The 21,284-nt window shown below is 59.3% G+C and carries 12 protein-coding genes; all 12 read right to left on the bottom strand.

Annotated elements, in window-relative coordinates:
- Window positions 1-107 precede the first annotated feature (107 nt).
- Window positions 108-2,201: a BREX system Lon protease-like protein BrxL gene (gene brxL, locus C693_RS0114085; protein ID WP_017462921.1), complete on the bottom strand. Its 2,094-nt coding sequence runs from the start codon at window positions 2,199-2,201 to the stop codon at window positions 108-110.
- Between the two features lie 5 nt (window positions 2,202-2,206).
- Window positions 2,207-4,741 (bottom strand): PglZ domain-containing protein, encoded by a 2,535-nt coding sequence (locus C693_RS0114080; RefSeq protein ID WP_241762680.1) that lies wholly within the window; start codon window positions 4,739-4,741, stop codon window positions 2,207-2,209.
- Between the two features lie 4 nt (window positions 4,742-4,745).
- Window positions 4,746-6,356 (bottom strand): hypothetical protein, encoded by a 1,611-nt coding sequence (locus C693_RS0114075; RefSeq protein WP_017462919.1) that lies wholly within the window; start codon window positions 6,354-6,356, stop codon window positions 4,746-4,748.
- 3 nt (window positions 6,357-6,359) lie between these two features.
- Window positions 6,360-8,168, bottom strand: coding sequence for a DUF262 domain-containing protein (locus tag C693_RS0114070; RefSeq protein WP_017462918.1), 1,809 nt, complete (start codon window positions 8,166-8,168; stop codon window positions 6,360-6,362).
- Window positions 8,165-10,111, bottom strand: coding sequence for a hypothetical protein (locus tag C693_RS0114065; protein ID WP_043598785.1), 1,947 nt, complete (start codon window positions 10,109-10,111; stop codon window positions 8,165-8,167). Before C693_RS0114065 ends, C693_RS0114070 begins: the two co-directional genes overlap by 4 nt.
- Complete coding sequence (locus tag C693_RS0114060) at window positions 10,111-12,000, bottom strand: Eco57I restriction-modification methylase domain-containing protein (protein WP_026107427.1); 1,890 nt, start codon at window positions 11,998-12,000, stop codon at window positions 10,111-10,113. The genes C693_RS0114065 and C693_RS0114060 overlap by 1 nt, the downstream gene beginning before the upstream one ends.
- A gap of 10 nt (window positions 12,001-12,010) precedes the next feature.
- Entirely contained in the window at window positions 12,011-14,731 is a 2,721-nt protein-coding gene (locus tag C693_RS21860; RefSeq protein WP_017462917.1) for an ATP-binding domain-containing protein, read from the bottom strand.
- 2 nt (window positions 14,732-14,733) lie between these two features.
- Complete coding sequence (brxC, locus tag C693_RS0114050; RefSeq protein WP_017462916.1) at window positions 14,734-18,375, bottom strand: BREX system P-loop protein BrxC; 3,642 nt, start codon at window positions 18,373-18,375, stop codon at window positions 14,734-14,736.
- A 28-nt stretch (window positions 18,376-18,403) separates the two neighbouring features.
- A complete protein-coding gene (locus tag C693_RS0114045) occupies window positions 18,404-18,979 on the bottom strand; it encodes a BREX protein BrxB domain-containing protein (protein WP_017462915.1) in 576 nt (191 codons plus the stop codon).
- Window positions 18,960-19,748, bottom strand: a complete 789-nt coding sequence (locus tag C693_RS0114040; RefSeq protein WP_026107426.1) for a DUF1819 family protein — start codon at window positions 19,746-19,748, stop codon at window positions 18,960-18,962. Before C693_RS0114040 ends, C693_RS0114045 begins: the two co-directional genes overlap by 20 nt.
- 2 nt (window positions 19,749-19,750) lie before the next feature.
- Window positions 19,751-20,251, bottom strand: a complete 501-nt coding sequence (locus tag C693_RS0114035) for a BrxE family protein (RefSeq protein WP_017462913.1) — start codon at window positions 20,249-20,251, stop codon at window positions 19,751-19,753.
- Window positions 20,252-20,314: 63 nt separating this feature from the next.
- Entirely contained in the window at window positions 20,315-21,229 is a 915-nt protein-coding gene (locus C693_RS0114030) for a helix-turn-helix transcriptional regulator (protein ID WP_010792135.1), read from the bottom strand.
- Between the last annotated feature and the right edge of the window lie 55 nt (window positions 21,230-21,284).

Below are 21,284 nucleotides of genomic sequence, written 5' to 3'. Positions count from 1 at the left end.
CAAACCAATGTCGTCCCAGCGTGCCGCGATCGGGCTCGCGGGCAACGCAGTCGCTGGGCCTCCGGCAGCTTCAATCGTTGTAGACAAGCTCACCACAGGCCCCAATCTCATGCCCGAAAGATATCCACTTTGGTTTCAAGGCACTTGCGCAGACTCAGATCGTTTGCACCAACCTCGAACCATCCCCCTGGCTTCTGGTAAAAATCCAGTCCACGGCCAATCTTGATGATCCATCCGTTATCCAGTCTGATTTCGCGGTCATGGATGTTCGGGTTGAGCTTCACCTCTAGCTCGACATCTAACTCCAGCAGACTTTGCTTCAGCTCATCGAGCTTTTCGGCGATGTCGGCCAACTGGGTCTTGTCGTCGTAGCCGGTGATTAGGCTGATCTTCTTCACGGTGCCAGCCTTCAGTACCGTCTCGCAGAAGCGCACGAAGTTCTGAATCTGGTGCTGCAGCCGGATGTACGGGTCTTCGATGACGACGGACTTCGCGCCTTGCAGGTAGGCGCCGAGGATCGACTCATAGCTGTACCCGGTATCGCCATAGAGGATGGTGAAGTGCTGTTCCTTGAGCTCGACCGATGACGGAGCAACCACCGTTGGTGTCGGAGCAGTCTGCATCGGCGCCACTGGAGGTTCCACTGCTGCAGCAGGCGCCGGCTGGGCGACGGGCTGCACTTCGACTGCCTCAGCAGGCTGGCCATCCGCCTGGCTCAAACGACGACGAGCCGGTTCTTGCGTCGCGGGCGCATCCTTCGACTCCGGGCAGAAGACCACCACTTCCTCACCGCTGGCCTTGAAGTAGGACAGGTTGATGCGCGCAAACTCGTCATCCGGCTTGCGCTTGTTCATCTGCTCTTTGATACGACGGCGGCATTCCGTCGCATAGGCCACGTATTCCTCGAACTCTTCGTCGGTCGGTGGCCCATTCGGATGCAAGACCTTCAAGAAAGCGCAGACGGTTTTCTTGATGCCTTTCTCGTCACGCCCCTCAATCGACTTACCGAGCCGGATGCGCTTGCTAACTTCTTCGTAGCGGTTCGTGTGCTTGAACTGGTAGTGGAAGGCCTCGGCCAGGTAATCGGTGATGAATCCGTAATTACTGGTCAGGAAGTCGCTGCTGTTCTTGGGCATTTCCCAGCCCGGGATGTACGCGGCGAAGCGGTCCATCACGGCCAGGTCGAGCTCTGGTGGCAAGGGCTGAAACAGGTCGTGCTCGTTGGAATTGACCACCTGCTGCACAGACACATCGATGTTGCCGACAAAACTCAGGCTGGCATCGGCGATGACTTCGGCCCCGCGCGAAAAACGTCCGTTAGCCATGAAGTCTTTCATGATCTGGATGGTGTCCGGGTCTTTGACCTTGATACCGCCAACTTCGTCAAAGGCCACCGTGTCCCAGAAGCCGACCAGGCCCACCTTGCGACGCGCGTTGTTATAGAACAGTGTGGCCTTGGTCGCCTGGCCACCCGAGATCAGCGTGGCGTAGGGCGAAAACTCGCTGAAGAAGTAGGATTTGCCGGTGCCGCGCGGGCCCAGCTCGATGTAGTTGAAGTTGGGCTCCACCAGAGCGGCCAGCCTGGCGATGAAATGCATCTGAACGCGCTTCGAGAGCTTGTTGGGCTCCAGACCCACAGAGCGCAGAACCGCCGCGATCCACTCATCTCGGGTGAAGGCTGCCCGGCCTTCTGCATAGCGGTCAAAGTCGAAACGGGTCAGTTGGATCGGGCGCAGGTCCTCGATGGAAAACGCGTAGTCGTCCTCATCGATGTCGTTGTGCGCCAGGGTGACTTCGGCCCAAATTCCGCCTTCCAGCAGTCTGTCGTTGTCCCGGTAGAACTTCTCGGCGATGGCAATGCGTTGCGAGTTGAAGTTCTCCAGCGATGCCCAGTGGCGCTTTTCCTTTTCGACGTAACGGACATGGACCTTGTCGATGAAGCGATGCTTGCCCTTGGTGGCCACCTTGGACTGAGCGGCATTGGCTTCGTCGGGACGAACGTAGTTCTCCTGCAAGGAGGACAGCACCGCCTCCATGCCGGCATCCATCTCCGCCTGGTCGTTGCTGGCGCAATACTTGGCGAGCAGGAACTCCAGGACGAACGTCGGGACGTTAGTGCCTTTTTTGATCCGATGCAGCAAGTCCTTGCGAAGAACTTTGCCGTCGAAGGTGGCGTTTAGTTTTTGGTCGAGTTCGTCCATAGGGCTCACTCCGTATAGTCGGTTTCAAGCGCCAGATTGCTGTAGGCCGCCAGGGTTGTCGGGTTCAGCGCTTTGACCGAGAACTTGCCTCTGAACTCATCATCCATCCGCAGCGCAATCTGCTTGCGCTGGCCTGGCATCAGGGTCACGGTTCTGGTCGCGGGGTTAACATCCCCGCCTGGGCGCGGCTCTCCCACCACATTGCCCTTGCCATCCTGCGCTTCCAGCAATATCTCCACGCTCATGTCTTGCGAGAACATATCGTCTGTCACCAGTATCACTTCGATGACCGGCAATCGCGTAGTTATTCGTTTGGCGCCGTTCTTGTAGCTCAGCTCCACCACCACCTTGCGCAATTCCGCATGGGTGGTGGTATCCAGCCTGGCCACCAGCACCGGCACAACGGCCTCGGCCAGGGATGTCCCGCCGTGAAAATACAGGTGCCCCGAGCGATAGGGAGCCATGCTGCGCGGTAGTGCCACTTGCGTGAAATCACCGCGAATGCCGACCTTTTCGGCGCTGACGACCAGGCTGTGACCATCTGCTGTGCCGTCGCCCAGCATCATGCGGTCATGGGCATTCACCGGCCATTTCCCCTGCGGTTTCACGCACACATCGCCAGCCTCTGCTTGCGCGTTCAGGAAGAAGCCGTGGTCGGTCACGATGACCGCCTCTTTGAAGCCCATGCCACGCAGCTTATGCAGTGCCACGCGGACCAGCTTGAGTGTGCCGGGGATCAAGCCCAGCGTCGTTTCCGGGTTGCTTTCCAGTTGACTATCGATTTCCGTAGAGCGCAGTACCAGCAGGTCGACGGTTTCGGCAATCTTCGGCTTACCGCGAACAAAGTCGTTCAGCGGCATTTCCGCGAACCGATCGCCATACCGCTTGGCCAGCACATTCATGCGCTGCGGGACGTTGCTTACCGGAGTACCCGCCAGCTTCGGTACCAGTGACTCACTCTCCAGCGACAAGGTCAGCCCCGTGCGAGCGCCCGGCAGCAAGCTCGCCATGCCCACCAGGGTAATGGTCGGTAGCTGCGCATAGGCCGCTTGCAGCTCGACGGGACCATCCTCCGCCAGCAGCTTTTCGAGGGCCACGCCCAGCTCGTAACGCAGGGCGTCCACCATCAGGTAGGCCACTTTGCGTCCGCTTTCCTTGAGTCGATCAGCCACCAGCCGATCAAAGGCATCGGCATTGGCGAGGCGCCCAGTGGGTGGCCAACCGGCGGACTCAACGTGCTTCACAAACACGCCCTGAACCTTCTCTGCCAACCGGCGATAGCGCGCCCGTGCTTGGCTGATCACTTCATGCATCAAGCCATGTGGGTCAAGGAAGTCACCCGCCGCTTGCTCAAACTCGCGCTGCAGACGATCTGCTTCACGCAGGCTGCCCAGGTAGAAGTCGATCAGATCCGCTTGCGAGCGGGCATGATCCGGTAGCTGGCGCTCAAAATCGTCGCAGGCCTCAACCAGGCTCAAGCCAGACCGCACCAACTCCCACTGGGCCTGGCTTTCGCCCTTGCCGAGCCATACCGAACTCTTGTGACGGGTCAGCACTCGGCGTGTGGCATCGGCGTCGCCGGCGACGATTCCCTTGATCGCCGTGCGCAGGAAAGTCCGTTCCTCGAAGGGGAAGGTGTCGCGCTCGCCCAGGTCTTCAATCGCACCACAAAGATCGGTCAGATTGAGTTCAGCCTCGATGGCCTCGGCACGTTCGATGTATGCCGCGCGTGATTTGGGGTCACTGCGCAGACGGTCGCACACATCCTCGACAATGGGTCTGGCTTCCATCGGTGCGTGCGGCACGCCCTTCAATGTGTCTGGCAGTGCCACCGGCAAATCGAACACGAACTCGCTGAACAGCACGTAGCGCCACAGTTCATCCGCCAAGGCAGACCACGTCTTGCCGCGCGTCTTCACGCTCAGGCCCAAGGTAGCGCGGAGGAAATCGCGCGCCTCTTGCACCCAGCCTTCCTGCCCCTTGAGTGCTTCGGATTGACTGGTAGTGGGTGCCAGCAGTGCGGCCAGAATCTCGCGCCCCGATTCCACCCGCAAAGTGGCTCGCAACTGCGGCCAGCTCACGCCGCCGCCAATGGCATCGATCACCGCGAAGGTCGGCCCAGAGGGAGAAGTCGCAAACACCTGCCGAATCTCAGTGGCGTGATCCGGCCTCGCACGTAGGCACAGGCTCAAGTATTCATCGCCATCATCTTGCGGGAACACCGCGCCGCATTCTGCGTACAGGGCGAATGGATCAGCTTGCTTCTGCTCGTCGGTTTCCGGGCGCTTGGTCGGCACATAGATCAAGACTCCTTCCAGCGGTGCCTTGGGTTGCCCCACCTCACGCAGCGCCAGCAGCGCTGCCTCGCGGCTTTCGATGCTGCTGTCAGACGCATCCACCACTCGCACCTTGTCGGCCGCCAGATCGAAACACTGCTCGCGGTAGCGCTTGTCGGCGTCGTACACCACCAAGGCCCCAGCTTGCTTCAGGCGCGGCCGTAGCACGCTTTCTCGAATAAATTCTGCAATGCTCAAAGCCACTCCCTCAGAAATCCAGATGCTTGCCACAATGGCCAACGATGATCTTCTTCTCGTGAGCCAGCCACTCGAAATGCACACGCAAGGTCTCGGCCAAGCTGTCTTTCACACCGTGCTTCAGGTGCTTCTCCATAAGGAATTTGCGCCCACGGTAGTTAAAGGTGCGTCGACGCTTACCGTCGTTGCTCAGTGCACTAGCCTCATTGGCTGCATATGCGTTTTGCCCAAATACTGCTTTGGCCTGTTGATCGCTTTTGCCATCAGCAAGCTGCTGCCAATATTCTGTGGCGAGCTTTTGCAACAGCTCGAATGCCTTCGCCCCCTGACGGAACCCGCCACGATCAGACTCTTTCGCTGAACCCTTGGCTGTTTCGAGGAAGACAATCCGGTCCGAATAAACCGTGGCGATCAGATCCACAGTCTGTTGGAGACTTGGATTTCCCTTGAGAACAGCGGCAACAGTGTCGCGCAAGGGCGCCAGGATCTCCGCAACGTCATCTCCGCCATCGTCGCTTGATTGCAAGCCACTCAACGCGTGTTTGAGGTTGGCGATATCCGCCTGAAGCGATCGAACCTCTTGTTCCTTTTCTTCGTAGTTGGAACGAATGCGTACAAGCTCTTTGTCCTTGGACTGCAGTTCCTGATCGGCAGACTCCAGCAGAGCGACGTATTCCGTCAGCTCCTCTGATTGATCGCCAGCCTTCGCCCGTTCAATCATCTGTGCCAACTGAGCGCGCAATACAGCCTGCCCCACCTTTTCCGGCGAAATATGCCTCCATGAACATGGTAGGTTGGTGCGATGCGTTATCGTGGATAAGACCTCGGACTCGATCGAGTGGCCGCTGTCTAGAAGGTCAACAATTTCATCAGGGCGCAACAGCACCGTTTCATAAAAGAGCCCGCGATCGCCTTGGCGGCCAGGAAACACAATGTTGAGGGCCCCGCCAAAAGCCATGAAGCGGCGTCCAACCAGCTCTTCAATGGCAAATGTGTCTTCTTCTGCCGGCACGCAAACGACGTCGGCCAACCCCACCAATATTGACCGTAAGCGCTCTGGAGTAACCGGGAATTCGTTATCGCGATTGGTGCTCAGTATCACAATCGGATAGTTCCGCTCGTCGCGCTCCACCTCTCGCAGAAAAGCTGATGCACTTTCCAGCGTCAGTTGTTTGACTTTTAACCCAGGGGTTTGCCCGAGAGGGTTGCATGACTGGATGAGTTGCTCGACCAGTTTCGGACGAGTCACCTGAATTGAAGCGTTCACCCGTGCGCTGACCTCGTCGGTCCTCAGCAGCAAAGAGCACTCGATAGCCTGCCCCTCGGCTTCTTGGTGTAGACCGATTTCGGTGATCCAGCGCCTGCCCGAAATTTTTTCGTCCCGGTGGCTAAGCTGCGCACAGAACCAGAAGGGATAGGTTCTCCGTTTGTCGGCGGACCAAGTGGCACGTGAGGTCAACGTGCTGCCATCCTTGAGCTTCAGCTCTCGGATGCCCTCGGCAAGTCGCGCGGTATCGACATAACTCTTTGCTCGCTGTCCCACCCACTTGGCCACGAGCTGAACGATCTGGTCCGGCCCCTGTGCCGGTTCAAACAGGAAATTATTGACATACACGAGCATGATCTATTGCTCCCCCCGCAGGCTCAGGATGGACATCACCTCCTTGAGCATCTTGTCTGTTCGCGCCGTAATGGCGGCCTCGTTCCAATCATCTCGGCTGGCCAAGTCGGCATTTAGGTACAAGCCGTTGCGGTAGCCAATGAAATCACCCTGATCGTTCTTGCGATCGCGCTTCTTCAAGAATTCCATCGTGCCGAGCTTGGAGTTGTAGCCACTCAGGGTCAGGTTGCCGAGCTGGTGCGCACAGCGCTCGCGAATGGCAGCCGCAGTGCCTTTCTGGTTCCCTTCGAGCATCGTCACCCAGCCCGGCCCCAAGTTTTCGGTCTTCGGCAGGATGTGTTCGACGGTAAAAACGGGGCGATCATTGGCGTCATGCACCCACAGGTCGCGTTTGTTTTCACGGGTTTGGTGTGTCTCTTCCAGCTTGCAGAGCATGAACCGCGTGGCGTCGTAATTCTCCAGGTACACATCGCCCTTGAGGCGCGACTCGCAAACATCTTGTGGGGCTGCCCGTCCCAGCAACCAATTACTGCTCTGCTGGATGAAGCCGTCCAGCGCCGTGATCTCGCCACTGCGAATCTGCGTCAGCAGGTGGCTGACCAGTTCCATGAACATCGGGTCGAGTTCACGGGTCGGCGGCATATCGGTGAGGTTCCGCCAAAAGAACCACTTGGTGAGCAAAGCGGCCAAGCGGCTCAATGCGTCGCCCTCATTCCACTTCTGGCTCTGCGCGACCTGGCTGGCCCACAACAAGAATGCGTAAGCCGGCGCGGCCCCCAGGCGCTGCAGGTCTTGCAAGGCCGCTGCGGCAGCGTCGCCCCATTCCGCGCGCGCCACGGCGGGGTTGAGCAGTGCCGAGTAGGTTTTGCCCTTGGCTTGCAGCGCGCCGAACAGCCAGACCGGGCGCTTGCGCAGCAGGGTGTCGTAGATGGTGATCAGGTTCGAGCGCGTGGCGCGGGTGCAGCCTTTGACCTCGACCCGCTTGAGGTACTTGAACATGTTGTACAGCTGACGCAGAAAGCGCTCCTGCACCGCCGGGTCGGGCAACTGGTCGATCAGGTCTTTCCACTCGTCAAACGCTCGGTCAATGCCGTAGTCCGGGCGCTTGTCCAACTCGGCCAGCAGGTTGTTCTTGATGATGTCGATGGCCGAGAGCGGGATGCCCCGGTTGTTGATCGACTCGAACAACATGAATGCGTCGGAATGGCTACGCACCTCGATCTTGACCAGCATGGCCGCTTTGAGCTTTTCCAGCAGGGCCAGTGCGCTGTCCTGGCTCAGCCCTTCCAGTCGCTCACAGAAGTAGCGGTAGGCGCGCGCAATGCGGCGGTTTCCGAAATTGCTCAAGCCCTTCGGCGCTTTCACCTGCTTGGGAAACAGATCGCTCAGCACCTTCTGGAAATCTGTCTTGTTCTGCGCTTGCTCGCTGGGCTCCAGACGCCACTGGCCAGAGGCGCGGACGAAGATGCGGCTTTCCAGGTTGTCCAGCTCCACCAGCAGACGGCGATCCGGATTCGGAATGGCATTCAGCTTGTCGTAGAACGCACAGAACAACAGGCTGATGGTGGTAAACCGCTGCTGGCCGTCGATCAGCTCAAGTCGGCCACCGGCCATGCCATCTTGCTGGGTGTTCACACAGATGATGGAGCCCAGAAAGTGCCCACTGGGCGACTCCTCCAGGTCATTGAACAGCGCGTCCCAGTTCTTGCCGCCCCATACATACTCGCGCTGGTACTTGGGAATGAAGAACGACGTGGTCCCATCGGGGCTGAAGTAGAAGCTGACCGGCAGCGCTTTGACATCCTGAATCATTCATCGCCTCCGGTCTTCTTTCTGCCGCGCGTCTTCTTCGGCGCTGCCTCGGGCTGGATGTACAAATCCTCCAGGCCATGCGCGATCGCAAGCGACTTGTCAGTCTTGCACTTCTCGCGAACGCGCTCGGGCCAGTAGTTCATGGCCAGGTGCGCCCAGTCGTAGTCGCCTTTTTCCAGCTTGGCCCAGGTGTCCTTGAGCACCTTCTGCCAGGGCTTGTGCCGGAACAGCGGCCACAGCGGTGCGGCGCTGATCTGCACGCCGTCGTCGTGGTTGGGCTTGTAGGTGGGCGCCAGCGTGAGCAGGGTGTCGCGCAGCTCGATCAGTTCCAATTCGAAGGCTTGCAGCGCCTCGAACTGCTTCTCGTCGTCACGAGTGCGGGCAGAACCCTTATTGCGCAGCACCGTCACGTCGCCACCGACTTGTTTGAGCTTGGGCTCAACGAAGTCATTGATGGCGGTGTACAGCGTCTGGCTAGTGAGGCTGGGGTAATAGACCCACAGCGTGTAGCTGCAAGACGTGGTGGACAGCGGCCAGTAGATAGGCGCTTTGCGGCGGCTCTTGGAGTAGCGCTGCAGATGGAAGGGGAAGAAGTCGCGTTGGAGCCAGCGACGCACGTCTTCCGGCACCGCGACATCCACGCGAGCCAACACCTCCTCCACCAGACGCGCGAGGTCATGGGGATGGCCTTGGTCGTCCACCAGGATGCCTTCGTGCACATGGAAGGGCGCGGCCCCGTCCGGCAGCATGCCTGGGCTCTTGGCAGGAAGTGGGTCAAATGGATCTGGCTCAGGAGGCGCAGATCTCTCAAGTGTCGCTAAGCGCAAGTCAAATCGACCAAAGCCGACACCTACGCACCACGACAGGAGATTTCCTTGGTCAGATGTGTTGTCACCCGATTCTTCTTCAAGATCCTCAGCGTCCGCTTCCTCGTCTGCCTCGATTGAGGAGTCAAGGCTAGATTCTTCTTTGTTCCCAAGCTTGATGGCGTTTTGGTCGTCTTCGCTGATTTCATAAAGTTCGAATGCGATTGCATCGATCTTCTCCTGAATTCCTTCAAGCTCGCTTACTAGGGCTGAGATTGAAAATTCTCCCACTCGGCCTCGAAGCAACGCAGGCAACAAAAATGCGTGAGAAATTTCGTTGACGGTATCCAGTGTCCTCTTTATCGATATTGCTCTTTTTGCAGGTTCATCCAACGCGGATGCACACTGAGGGAAGTTCTTTGGAACCGGCGTCTTGCAAAGCGTCCCATTGTCAAATTGTGGATGGCCGAACCTTCCAAGCATGCACTTGACCAAGAAATCGAAAGCTGACGAGGAATAAAGACCTGCAATCCGGAAAAGATCCTCTCGTCGACCATAGATCCCACTCCCTCTAACGCTAATAATTGCCCCCTCTGGCATAGGCATAACAGCGAGCCGATGAAGTCGCCGAGGATAAGTGAGGCCAGCTTGAAAAAAGTGATTCTTGGCGGACTCATTCAGCATCCAAATGTTGGATCGAACGCCACCCGCTGTATTCAAATTATGCCAATACTTAATACCATTCCCGAACCAGTCCACTAGCAGCGGTATGTCCGCGTAGAACGGTGAAAATTCGCCTCCTTTCGGATACAGTACCCAATATCGCTCCGAATTGATTTCGTCGGCGCGCGAAGCCACTCTTGATGATTCAATTTCCCAATAGGTTCTGACAAACCGAAAATCATCCGCCGTTGCAAGCCCCTGTTTAACGGTGCGACCATCTCCCTCGTATATTGGAAGCTTTGAAAATAGCGCTCGAATCTTGTCACTGACCCAGTAGGCAAACGGGCTACCCGGTATCTGTTTGAAAGATTCTGGATCAACGTCGAAAACCTTCTTGTCATCGACATTGGCGATGGCATTAAGCAATGCGCTACGTTTGTCCTGCGCCTCAATCAGGCGAATAAAGATCGTCATTATTGTTTCTCCAGAACATATGCAGCAGCTTCTACCATTGCATCATCCATTACGCCCATACCTAAGTCGGCAAGCACAATTGGATTTGCCGCATCGAGAACAGTGCTTTCTCTCCATTTCTTGAAACTAGAAAGGAAGAAACAGGTGCGTGACGTAATTGCGCCGAGCATGCCGTTTGATCTAAGCAGGTCCAATCCGCGCTCAACAAAAACCGCTAGCAAGTCATTCTTCGACTTCGCGTAACTCTTGTTTATTAATTCTTTGACGCCCAGGCTGACTGCCCCGAAGGGGGGGTTCATCACCACCACATCGAACACTTCTCTGCATAGATCGATAAGCCGCAATCCTTGCAGGGCATCCTGTGCAAAAAGACGTCCTTGGTAAGTCGATTTGGCAGCCTGGGCAAATTCGGTGAGTGCCTCACGCAGCCTTGCCTCTGCTTGCTGCCAGTTCTCCTGCTCCTGTTGGGCAAACAAGCCAGTACCCTTGCCGACATAAATCTGACGAATCAAATGTGGCAACTCGCGCTCGACCTGAAGCAGCACTCCTAGCTCCGGCAGGCCCTTGAGCAGTTGCAGGGTCTTCTCGAAGAGCTCGGCGTCGCGTTGATCAAGGTTGGCAGCAAACTGCTTTCGCAACTCACGCTCTGCAGGCGGCGCGATGGCGGCGACCACATGGCCACGCCCGATCAGGGGGCGGTCTTTGGCTTTCACCCCCGCGTCGTGCCATGCACGCTGGGCTCGCAGCCACAGCGCCAGCGATGCGATCTGCGCAGCGCGCGGGTCGATGTCCACGCCATAGAGGTTGTGCTCGATGATCAAACGAGGCACGTCGCGCAGAAATGCCGCTTCATCCTCGTAGGTCTGGCTCAGTGGCTTCAGGGCCGCCTGGGGCTGGGTTGAGACATCCAACGAGCCAGGGCCGTGCTGCTGCTCCCAGGCCCATGCCTCACGATAAATCTCGACGAACAGATCGAAGGCATACAGACCAAAGTGCATAGAGCCACAGGCTGGGTCCAGCAACTTCAGGGTGCGCGGGTCGCGCAACTTGGGGGTGGCTTGCGGCATTTCGTCCGGCTTCACCAGCAGGTATTGGCAGCGATCGCGCAAATCTGTTTGCCCGCCGGTGGCATTGAACCAGAGACGCCCGAGGGTGTTGTCCACCAGAAACTCGACCACATAGCGCGGCGTGAAGAACTGGTTGCGCACCGCCAGTTCGCGGCTGTTGCGCGGCGCCTGCGAGGCATCACGCATCGCCTTGCGCTCTTCCTTGGAGTTGAAGTACTGGTAAATCCAGCCGATGGTTTCGTCCTCGCTCCACAGCGGGGCGATGTCGGCATCGTTGATCAGATTCAGCACTTGCAGCAGCGCCGCCTCGCGCGGGAACAGGCGGCCCTGGGGCGAGTAGCGGTCGAACAGGCCCGGCAGGTCCTGGCTCAGCTCATCAAACACGCTGAACAGGTACACGCGGTAGGCATCGCCGGTTTCGCCCAAGCCGGTGCCGGCCAAGCGCGCATAGAGCTGAAAGCCCTTGGCCTGAAAGCCGTTGCCCACCGACTCGACCAGCAGTCCACGTGCCTCCGCCATACGCAGCGCCGCCAGTCGGTTGAGCACAGTGAAGGCCTGCTCACGCACGATGCGATCCAGCCCCTGCGTGGCGTTCATGTCGCCACTGGCGGTGTAGTGCGCGAGGGTATCGCGCAGGATGCGGGCAGTTTCGCGCTGGGCATCGTTGATATGGCGCAGGCTGACCAGCTCCGCCACGGTGCCCGCGTTCGGGTCCATGCCGTAGTCGTTCTGCAGCTGGCGGGTGAACTCCTCTTCCAGCACCCGGCGCGCGTCGTTGACGAAGCGCTGCAGGCGGTTTCTTGTTGTTTGGTCGAATGCCATCAATCGATTCCTATTGTTCTGTGCCTGCTTGCAGTGAACCGGGCGCTTGCCAATCCTGGCCAAAGTGAGCGCGCAGGCTCTCGATGGCGGGCGGCAAAGCGCCGTCGCAGGTCACGCCCAGGTAGGTGGCCGCACGCGTGGTGCCCACGTACAGGTATTTGTCGAAGAGCGCTGGATGCAGTGCGGCGAGTTGGTCAATGCCCACGAAGAACACCGCTTCGAACTCCAGCCCCTTGATGTGCTGGATGTCGAACACGCGCACGTTGCTTTCCTGGCCCACCGCCTGACCCTCGCGGCAGGCAATGACCTGGATGTTGTGTTCGGACAGGGCTTCGTTCAGCGCCTCAGCCACTGGCGCCACATCGTCTTCGGCATTCACAAAGATGGCGGTGGACGGCAGCTGGCCGACGAAACGCTCAATCTCTCGGATGCGATCTGCCAGCCAACTGACAACGATTGCTGTGTCCGTTGCGTGCTCCAGGAGCGCGGGCGCTACGCCGCCACTGTCCACATGGGCGGGCAAGCTGACATTCTGCTCGGTGCCGCCGACAGCGCGGATCATGGCGCGAGCCAGCTCGTTCAGTTGCTTGCTCTGCCGGTAGGAGACGGTGATCTCCTTGATGTCGAAGTCGGCAAAGACCCACTTCATTTCATCGGCGGAGCGGGCACCCCAGGTGGTCAGGCGCTGGTTGAAATCGCCGCAAGCAAAGAACGAGCGCAGCCGTGGATGCGCCAGGGCGGCCATGCAGGCAAGCTGGATAGGCGAAAAGTCGGTCGCTTCATCCACCAAAACCTGGTTGCGGTAGTGCCCCAGGATGGGCTGGAGTGCCGACCAAGCGGGGCTGTCGATATCGCGCTGCACGTTGGGCCGGCTGATCAAGTCGCCTGCGGCGCGCAGGATGGCGAGCAGCACAATGTCCAGTTCGAGCGGATGGATATCGCGGGCTTCGAAGCCTTCGTTGCGATACCAGCTCTCGGCTTGCTGGCGTTCGCGCCGGAACGCGCGGTAGCGCTTGGGAATGCCGTCGAGATAGCGCTTGACCGGGTTCACGAAGCGGCGCGCGTTGGTCTGCACCAGTAGGCTCGCACCCACCTCCGCGCGATCGGTTTCCGTCAGGCCGCGATCGGCCAGCCACTCGATGATTTTGCCGTTACGCGACGTCTTGCTGACCGCACGCTTTGAGGCTGCAGATCGGGCTTGGGCTCTCACCGCTTGCATGTAAGCGGTGAGAGCGGCGGCACGACCGGTGCGCGGTGCTGTGGTGCCTTCTTCCTCCTCGGCATCAAGATCGTCTTGCTCGTCAGGATCAGTTGACGGTGCCTGCTGCAAGCTGTCGATTACGCGGGCCAACTCATCAAGGAACGCTCTGTTGCGATTGAGTTGCAGGTTGAGCGCGGCTTTGATCTTGCCGTCGGATGCGTCCTTCAGGCTGGTGACGAGCGCCTGCACCTTGGGAAGCTCTGCGGCCAATGATCCGAACGTGGCGGCCAGGGCACCATCACCCGCCCGAACCAAGATGTCTTGCAGACGTGCGCCGAGGCTCTCGACCTCGGGCGACTTGGCATCATGGAGCAGAGCCGCTGCTTCATGCAGCTCCTGCACGTAGGCGTTGCGTTGCCATGCATCGAAATCGTCGAACCATTGAATGGGACGATCGAGTGCTGCTTCGCTCAGGCTTGGCAAGCTGTCTTTCAGGACAAAGGTGCCGCCGCCCGACGCGGTTCTGAGGACGCCAAAAGCGTTCCTGGCCAACTCTCGGCGGTAGTCCTGCCAGGTTCTAATGCGCAGATCAGAGGCAGGAACACCTTCGCGTGCGAAAGCTTCTTTGAGGTACTGCTTGAGCAACTCAGTGGGCGTGAACATCAGCCAACTGTTCACGTGGGCGATACCTTGGGCTTCACTTACCGTCTCGACCAGCCGTTGTTCGCTTTCTTCCAAGAACGCGGTGTCGAGCTTTTGGCCCAGACGGCGGATCAGGGTCGTGGTTTTGCCAGTACCCGGAGGACCCAGAATCAGCAAGCGTTTGTCGAGGGGAAGACGGAAAATCTCGTCCTGGTATTGATCGAGAACGGGCTGATCGCGCAGCCCCATCTTGGTGATGACGCTGCGGCGCACGCCATCGACGATGTTGGCCGTGACGGTCTCTTCGGCCAGCAATTGGCCCAAGATATCTTCGGTGACTTCTGCACCAGCGACCTCGGTCAGCAACGCCCGCAGCGACTCGATGGTGAGTGGGCCGAAGTGTTCAGCCTCAACCACGGTATCGCGCGAATCCCAGCCATCAGCCATTGCGGCGGGTCTGAGTTGGGCGCGCTCCAACACCTCAACAACGGTTCCGTTGGGCAGTGTGAATTCGGCCCCGATCGCCAAGGAGGCCAGGCGCCCGACTGGGGCGCGATAGCTGGCGAGATTGGGGAAGCCTGAGACCGGCGTGGTTCGGCAGATGTAGTAGGTGCGCTCCTCGCCTTCCTCGTCCACCACGACAACACGGGCAATCGCCGGCTCGGCTGCCAATACCTGATAGCTCTCTCGGTTTGCCTGGCTGATCTGATCCAGTTTCTGAATGGCCGAACTGGACGTCATCGTATTGATGCTCGCCAGGGCATCAGAGCCCAGCGTTCGTCCGTCGTGAAGCTTGCTCTTGGCAGCCGCAGCGATGCTGTCGAGCTGGGTGAGCGCCTCGCCAGCGACATGCTCGATGTGTTGCCTGGATTCAGTTGTCAGCTCCATCGTCAGCTCCCGCCCGTTCCTGGCTGGTCGCCGACGACAAACGACACCTCGATCTCGGCGTAGAGACCGAGCTGCGCTTTGATCTCGTGGAGCTGCTGAATCAACGAGTCGATGTCTGTGGCAGACGTCATCTTCACAGGCACCGCGATCGACCTAGTCAGCTTGGCTGGCCCTTTCTCGCCGGTCTTGGCGCGCTCTTCCTCCATGCGCTGGCGCAGCCGTTCCTGACCTTGGCGCTGGATGGAGCGCTTGAGGTCTTCTATGGTGCTGTTGATGTCGTAGTCGCGAGCCAGGAGCTTCTTGAGTCCGGCTAGGTCCTGGGTGGCTGCCAGGGCGAGCCCGTCCAGTCGGTTCACGGCGTTGCCGCGCTCTTCCTGGGTGAGTTCTTCCCATTCGGGAATACGCTGCAAGTCCTCAACCCCTTCTTTCAGGCGCAGCTTTTGCTGATCAGACAGGGTGATGACCGCATCGCGCACGCGGCCCTTCAGGTGGGTGAGCTGCGAGTTGAAGTCGGCAGTGTGTTTGTAGAAGTCCTCTTTGCCGAGGCGCTCTGCTAACGTCCCCAGGTCTTCACTCAATTCGCGGCGCAGCTCACCTGGCACACCGGTGTCCGGCAATGCCTCGATGTCACGGCGATGGGCTTGAAGATCCCGCAGGGTGATATCCAGCCCATTCTCGAGCACGCGCTTCACTTCAAGCGCCCATTTGAGGTTGTCGTAAATGGCAGAGGTTTCGGCACCCAGGCGCTGAGGGGCGTCCGAAGCATCGGTGAACAGGACGTCGGCAATGTCCTGGTTCAAAGTGCGGATGCGGTCACTGCCCGCCAGCCCGAGGCCGCTGAGTTTCTCGGCCAATGATCCGTAGTCGTGCTGGAAGCGCGGGAAGTGCTTCGCCGCCGCCTTGCTGATCTCCTGCTCCAGCGGAATGACCATGTCGCCTACCAGATCGGTGAGTCGCTCTGCGGCGCGACCGAGCGTTTCGATAGACGGGCGCTCGTCGCGCAGGGCGACACCGATCTGCTTGAAGGAGTTGTTGGTCTTCAGCGCATCGATTGCCTGCTGTCCTGCGGCCGTGACTTCACGCCCGGAGACCTTGAGCTTGATTTCACCCGCCATGAGCATGGCGGCCACGATGTAGCGCGTCGTGTCTGGCGACCAGCCAAACGGATCGCTGTTGAAATCGTCGAGTAGGCGCTTGCCGTCAACCGTGCCGCGCTTGTCGATGTAGTCGCGGATGCTGATCATCGCCTTGTGGTCGGTCTTGAACGACGCGCGGCCCGCCACGGTTTGCACGAGGCCAAGCGGGTCAAGGCTGCTGCTGATAGCAGCGGGGTTAGCGACTTTCAGGAATTTCTCAGCGGTGTCGGTGCCGGCGCGTACCGGTGCTTCGACATAGCGGTCGAAAACCTGGTCGGCCACATCGGAGAGCAGCTTCTTGGCCGCTTCCAGCAAGTCGGCATCCAGCGCCGATACCGCAGTGGCCTGGCCACGGAAGACAAACGAGCCGGCCTGCAGGGTTTGCTTGATCTTGCTCTGGAGCTGGGTCGCCAGCTTGGCAGCACGGTCGAGCTGGCCGGTGCAGTAGTCCTTGACCTCTTGGTCGGGCTCGTTACGGTGCAGCTCGGCAATGCGCTGGCAGCGATAGATTTCGTTTGCCAGATCGTCGAGATCAGAGTTGGAGCGCGCCAACAATCCAATGACATTCCTGCCCGCCCGACTGCGGGAGTCATCCAACATCCGATTCTTGGCGGTCTCGTAGTCGCTGGCGGGCACCAGTTCCACGATGGTTTGAATGGTGCTCTGATCGCCGGCCAGGCTGGTGATGGCGCTGCCGGCCTGGACCTTCAGGCCCGTTGCGACGGCCATCGTCCCGTGGAGGCTGACGCGGGGCAGCGGATCGAAGGACTCGCGCAACGCATCGTTGAAGATGCGCTTCACGTCCACGGTGCGCAGTGCAATGGCACCGCGCTCTTGTTCGATGTCACGTAGCTTCTCGCTGAGGAACACCAGGTTGCCATCCTTTTCGCCGAGCGGCACATGCACGTCGTTCAGCATCTCTTCGACGGCTTTCTTTACCGTGTCGAGCTGCGAAGGTGCCGTGACGGAGGGATGCATCAGGCTGGCGACGTTCTGCACCGAGACTGGCAAGTTGCCGAGGATCTGCAACACGGCGACGGACTTGGCGATGTCCTGATGTAGCTGTGAATCCGGGAAACGAATCTGTACCTTGCCGACTGCCTGGTGGATGGACGTGAAGGCACGGCGGATGTCCTTTTCCAGTTCGTCGTACAGCGTTACCGTGGTGGCCAGCCAGCCCACCGGCTGATCGGCCATGGCCTTAGAGCCGCCTTCGCCTTTCAGGACATCCTGGATCACCTTGATCGCGGAGCGCAGGCCGATGCCGCCAGTGGACTTGGCGAGCGCGCCCAACAGGTGCAGCAGGATGTCGAAATGCGCCGGCAGGAACGGGTAGAGATTGGTGAAACTCTCTTTGCTGAAGTCCGCGTCGTAGTACTTGGCGTCTTGCAGCTTGGTGTTGTGTCGCAGTGCCTGGCCGTGGGCGTCGAACAGCTTGCCGAGTTCGGTTTCACCCGCTGGTGATTTGCCGAGCAGACGGCGATAGCAGATCTCTTTGATGTCGCTCGATTCGAGGTCGATCTGGATCGGGAAGCGGTCCTTGAGCTTGTAGAGCTTGTCGGAGTTCAGTGCGGCGCGTGGGTCGTCCTCAGTGAGGGTCTGCTGCGCAGTGGAGATGATCCAGGCCTTGCCATCGCCGAGCCGCTTGAGGTTCTTGGCCAGGCCATCGAGGTTAAGGATAAGGTTGTCGCGCGAGGCCACGTACTGCCCCACTTCGTCGACGATGAAGATGATGTTCTGCTTGCCGCTCTTTTCGCGGACGATGTCGATCATCTCCTGCACGCGCTGGTCTTCGAACTGGAAGAAGCCCTCGGTGCTGGACGAGAATGACTTGGCCTCCGGGAAGAGGGCCGGGTACATCTCATGGGCGATCTTCGGGATCAAGCCATCGATGGCCAGTGGGTTGTTCTGCACGCGAGCCCAGGTGGCACCTGGCAGCGCCTGGGCGATGCGCTCATGGAGTTCGGGCGTGCGGCCGTCCTTCTCGACCATGCGCTCAAAAGCGGCAACCTTCAGGTTGCGCGAGTAGCCGGCCCACTGCAGCACCTTGAAGTAGAGGACGGTGGAGACGTCTTCCATCGTGGCGCCGGCGAGCATTTCACTCGCCAGGTCCAGCATGACCACGGCGGCCGGGAAGCGCTTCGCCACAGTGCTGAGGAGGGCCTTGGTTTGTGGCTTATGCAGGCGGTCCTGCAGGTAATTGATGAACGGCGTGCCGTCGATGGTGCGCTGATCGTCAAACGCCAGGCCGAGGTACTTGGTGAACGAGCTCTTACCGGAGCCGTAGAAGCCTGAAACCCAGACGCCCACCTCGTTTTCACCACCGGACTCCATCGCGAGCTGCATGCGATCGAGGAGCTTGCGAAACTGCTCCTCAATGCTTTCGGTGACCACGTATTCGGAGATCTCAGCCTTGAGGCGGCCTTCTTGCGAGGCGCCATAGGTGATGACCTTCTCAATGGTCCGGTAGATGTCCTTGCTTGGGTCGAAGAGTGAGCGAATGGTCATAGGTTTATCCCAGGATTCTTTTGTCTGTTCAGCCGCCGACGTGGACGGAGCGGTAATTGCCGTCTTCCGGGTAGAAGCCGAGAAACTTCAGGCGCGTCTTGCCGGTTCGCACGCCGGGGTACAGAAAAATCGTCGGCACATGAAACTTGCCCTGGAGCTGGCTTTCGATGGCGCCGATGCGCATAAACGGATGCAGTGCCTCAAGGTCCGTTACCAAGAGCAACGCGTTCTGCTGGCCTTCGAGCGGCTGCAGGGCATCCTCAAGTCGCTTCAACAGGCCGTTACCCGCCGTCAGAATGTCCGCCAGCGCCTTGTTGGTACGCGGCCAATCCAAGGGCGCTGACTTGTCCTCCATCACGCACAGCGACCAGAATGGGTCGTCTTTGAGCAAGGTCCAGATCTGTTCGGCAATGGAGAACGTGTGCACGTCCCAGCCTTCCTGGTGGAGCTTGGCCACCCAGGCAGGCGTTTGCCGCTTGACCTCGAGGATCTGCTCTGGTGGGAAGACGAGGTAGTAAATCGGCTCGAAGCTCGCATGACCGAGTTCTCGCCCATGTCGGATGCGCTCGCGCAGTTCGTCGAAATCAGCTTTGAGTGAGGACATCGCAGAGCGCCTCCATGTCTTGTTGTTTCCAACTGATTCGAATCACATCACCCGCCGCCTGGACGATGAGCAATCCTTTCAGCGAAAGCCGCTTGATCTCTTCCAGCACGTCTTCACGCGCCAGGCCAAACAGATGCCAGTCTTCGTGCGTCAGCAGAGCGTTGTCACCGACGCCGGAAGAATGCAACTCGTAGGCAAGGTAAGCGGCCACCGATGGTGAGATGCGGAACGGCAGAATGCGACGGCTCGAACGCAAACCTCGTTCAAGCATTCCGTAGTCGGCACAACATCCGGTCAGATAGGCGGAGACACGCCGCACCGTAGTTTCGGACCAGTGTTTGACCGTCTTGCCATCGTCAATGCCGCGCTCGACAAAGGTGCGAGCGTCGTCATTGGTGACATGCGTGTAACCACCGGCATACCGCGTCCAGTACACGTGCCGCACGAAGTCGCCGAGAATCGGGTTCGCTCGGCTCGTAAACACGAGCATGAGCTGCGTCAGGTCAGCGGTTGGAACCGTTGCGGACAGTCGCTTGAGGTGTGCGGCTGGTGCGCCACCGGCCACCAAGTAGCGCGGAGCAAAGCATTCGACGACGATGTTGCGAAGCCGGCGTGCGGTGACGGTGGGGAATCGCCCCGATTCCAGCGCGGCCTGATGTAACTGGTTCGCCGACATGCCGGGCGACCACAGGTCGAGCAGCGTCTTGGTCTCATTGACGAGTCCAAGGCCTGCTTGTAACTGTGTCGTATAGGGCTTGTTGTCGGCCACGATCAACCCACCAGATACGGATACGTTTTGGCGTTCTGCTTGAACGCCGACAGGTAGGCTGCCGCAATGGCCTTCAGGGTGTCAGTGGAATCGATATCCTTGATGCTGCCGACTGCTGTAGGTCCCACACCAGGCGTGCCGCTCGTCGCGGCCAAGCGCTTCAACGCATCCATTGCAGCCTCTTTGCTTTGTGCAACCTGGCTGGCGAGTTCCTCGCCCCCACCGCCTTGCACCATCGCGTGCAGGTCTTGTTCGATCTCTTCCGGCAAACGGAATAGGTGGTAGCTGCCGACGCTCAAATGCTCATCGTGCAATCGTCTAGCTGCCTCCAGCACACCGTGGTACTGAGCGAGCCGGGAAGTTTTGGAGAAGACAGGCTCCAGGAAGAGCCTGCTTGACGCTTCATAAAACGCCGTTGGCCACCAAGCGCATTGAGCACGCTCACCAAGGAAGCCGACGATCAACCTCATTTGCAGCAATGTCGATAGGTAGGATTCCTTCATCTCATCTCTCTTTGTTCGTTGGTTCTGCCCGGCGCGATCGACGCAAGCAGAGGTATCCGTTGTTCAGTCAAATTCCGCCCCTGCGCCAGCGGTATCGGGTGCCGAATACCCTGGAGCCAACACGGCATTGCGCACCCCATAGATGGCGAGATGATCCTTCAACCAGAGCCGGTACTCATGGCCGCGCAGGCTGTGGTCGGGGGAGCAGTCCACACTCCACTTGCGCAGGATGTATCCGGCCGTGGCGGCACGCAGCTTCATCCGCAGCACGCCGTCGCGCATGCTGTAGTCCATTTCCGTGATCTCCGGCCGGGGTTGATCCGGATGCGGAACCAACTCCAGCTCGACGATTCGGGTCCACTGAATGTCTTGATCGCTAAGCTCGTGGGGCGCCACTGGCTGACCCTTGAGCACGACGGGGCGTCTGATCCGGGTGATGACGAAATCTCGGAACTCCTGGGACTTCCGGTCGAAGGCGCGAACGTGCCAGCGAAGGCCGTTATCGATCAGCGCGAAAGGGACGATCTCCCGCTCAGTGCGGCCACTGGAGATGGAGTGATACTCAATGCCGAGCGGACAGCCCTGGTGGATCGCCCGGGTCACGTTCGCCAGCACATCCAGATCCGGATGCGTGAGACGTGACGGGCTCTCGCTGGCCACCCACGCCTTAAGCCGCATTGGCTCGCCATCGCCAAAGCCCTGGGTCAGCCACGACAGCACCCGCTCCGGGGGGAAGTCGAAGACCGACTGAAAGCTCGGCCCAAGGACGTAGGACTTGCCCTTGGAGTCGTAGTCGATGTTGCCGGGGGCCAATTCCTTGTAAAGCGCAAGATCCCTCGATGCCGCGGCGGACTGGATGCCGAAGCGCGTCACCAAGTCCTGGCGGCGTATCTCCCCGATGAAGCGCACGCGCAACTCCACGAACGCGAGCCGGTCGCGTTGTGGCTGGGTTAGATCTGCAAGCTGTTCGTTCGACATCCTGGCTAGCTCGTTCGGGTTAGCGAATGCTTGTGTGGGTTATTGCGGAAAGTAT

The sequence above is a fragment of the Dyella ginsengisoli LA-4 genome (assembly GCF_000334915.1).
Lineage (GTDB): Bacteria > Pseudomonadota > Gammaproteobacteria > Xanthomonadales > Rhodanobacteraceae > Dyella_A > Dyella_A ginsengisoli_A.
Note: the sequence above shows the minus strand (reverse complement) of the source record. Positions and strands in the feature narration are given on the sequence as shown.

Coding starts and splice junctions, on each gene's coding strand:
- brxL (WP_017462921.1), bottom strand. CDS start 2,201: ATGGACGAACTCGACCAAAAACTAAACGCCACCTTCGACGGCAAAGTT.
- C693_RS21860 (WP_017462917.1), bottom strand. CDS start 14,731: ATGGAGCTGACAACTGAATCCAGGCAACACATCGAGCATGTCGCTGGC.
- C693_RS0114075 (WP_017462919.1), bottom strand. CDS start 6,356: ATGCTCGTGTATGTCAATAATTTCCTGTTTGAACCGGCACAGGGGCCG.
- C693_RS0114045 (WP_017462915.1), bottom strand. CDS start 18,979: ATGTCCTCACTCAAAGCTGATTTCGACGAACTGCGCGAGCGCATCCGA.
- C693_RS0114030 (WP_010792135.1), bottom strand. CDS start 21,229: ATGTCGAACGAACAGCTTGCAGATCTAACCCAGCCACAACGCGACCGG.
- brxC (WP_017462916.1), bottom strand. CDS start 18,375: ATGACCATTCGCTCACTCTTCGACCCAAGCAAGGACATCTACCGGACC.
- C693_RS0114035 (WP_017462913.1), bottom strand. CDS start 20,251: ATGAAGGAATCCTACCTATCGACATTGCTGCAAATGAGGTTGATCGTC.
- C693_RS0114060 (WP_026107427.1), bottom strand. CDS start 12,000: ATGGCATTCGACCAAACAACAAGAAACCGCCTGCAGCGCTTCGTCAAC.
- C693_RS0114065 (WP_043598785.1), bottom strand. CDS start 10,111: ATGACGATCTTTATTCGCCTGATTGAGGCGCAGGACAAACGTAGCGCA.
- C693_RS0114070 (WP_017462918.1), bottom strand. CDS start 8,168: ATGATTCAGGATGTCAAAGCGCTGCCGGTCAGCTTCTACTTCAGCCCC.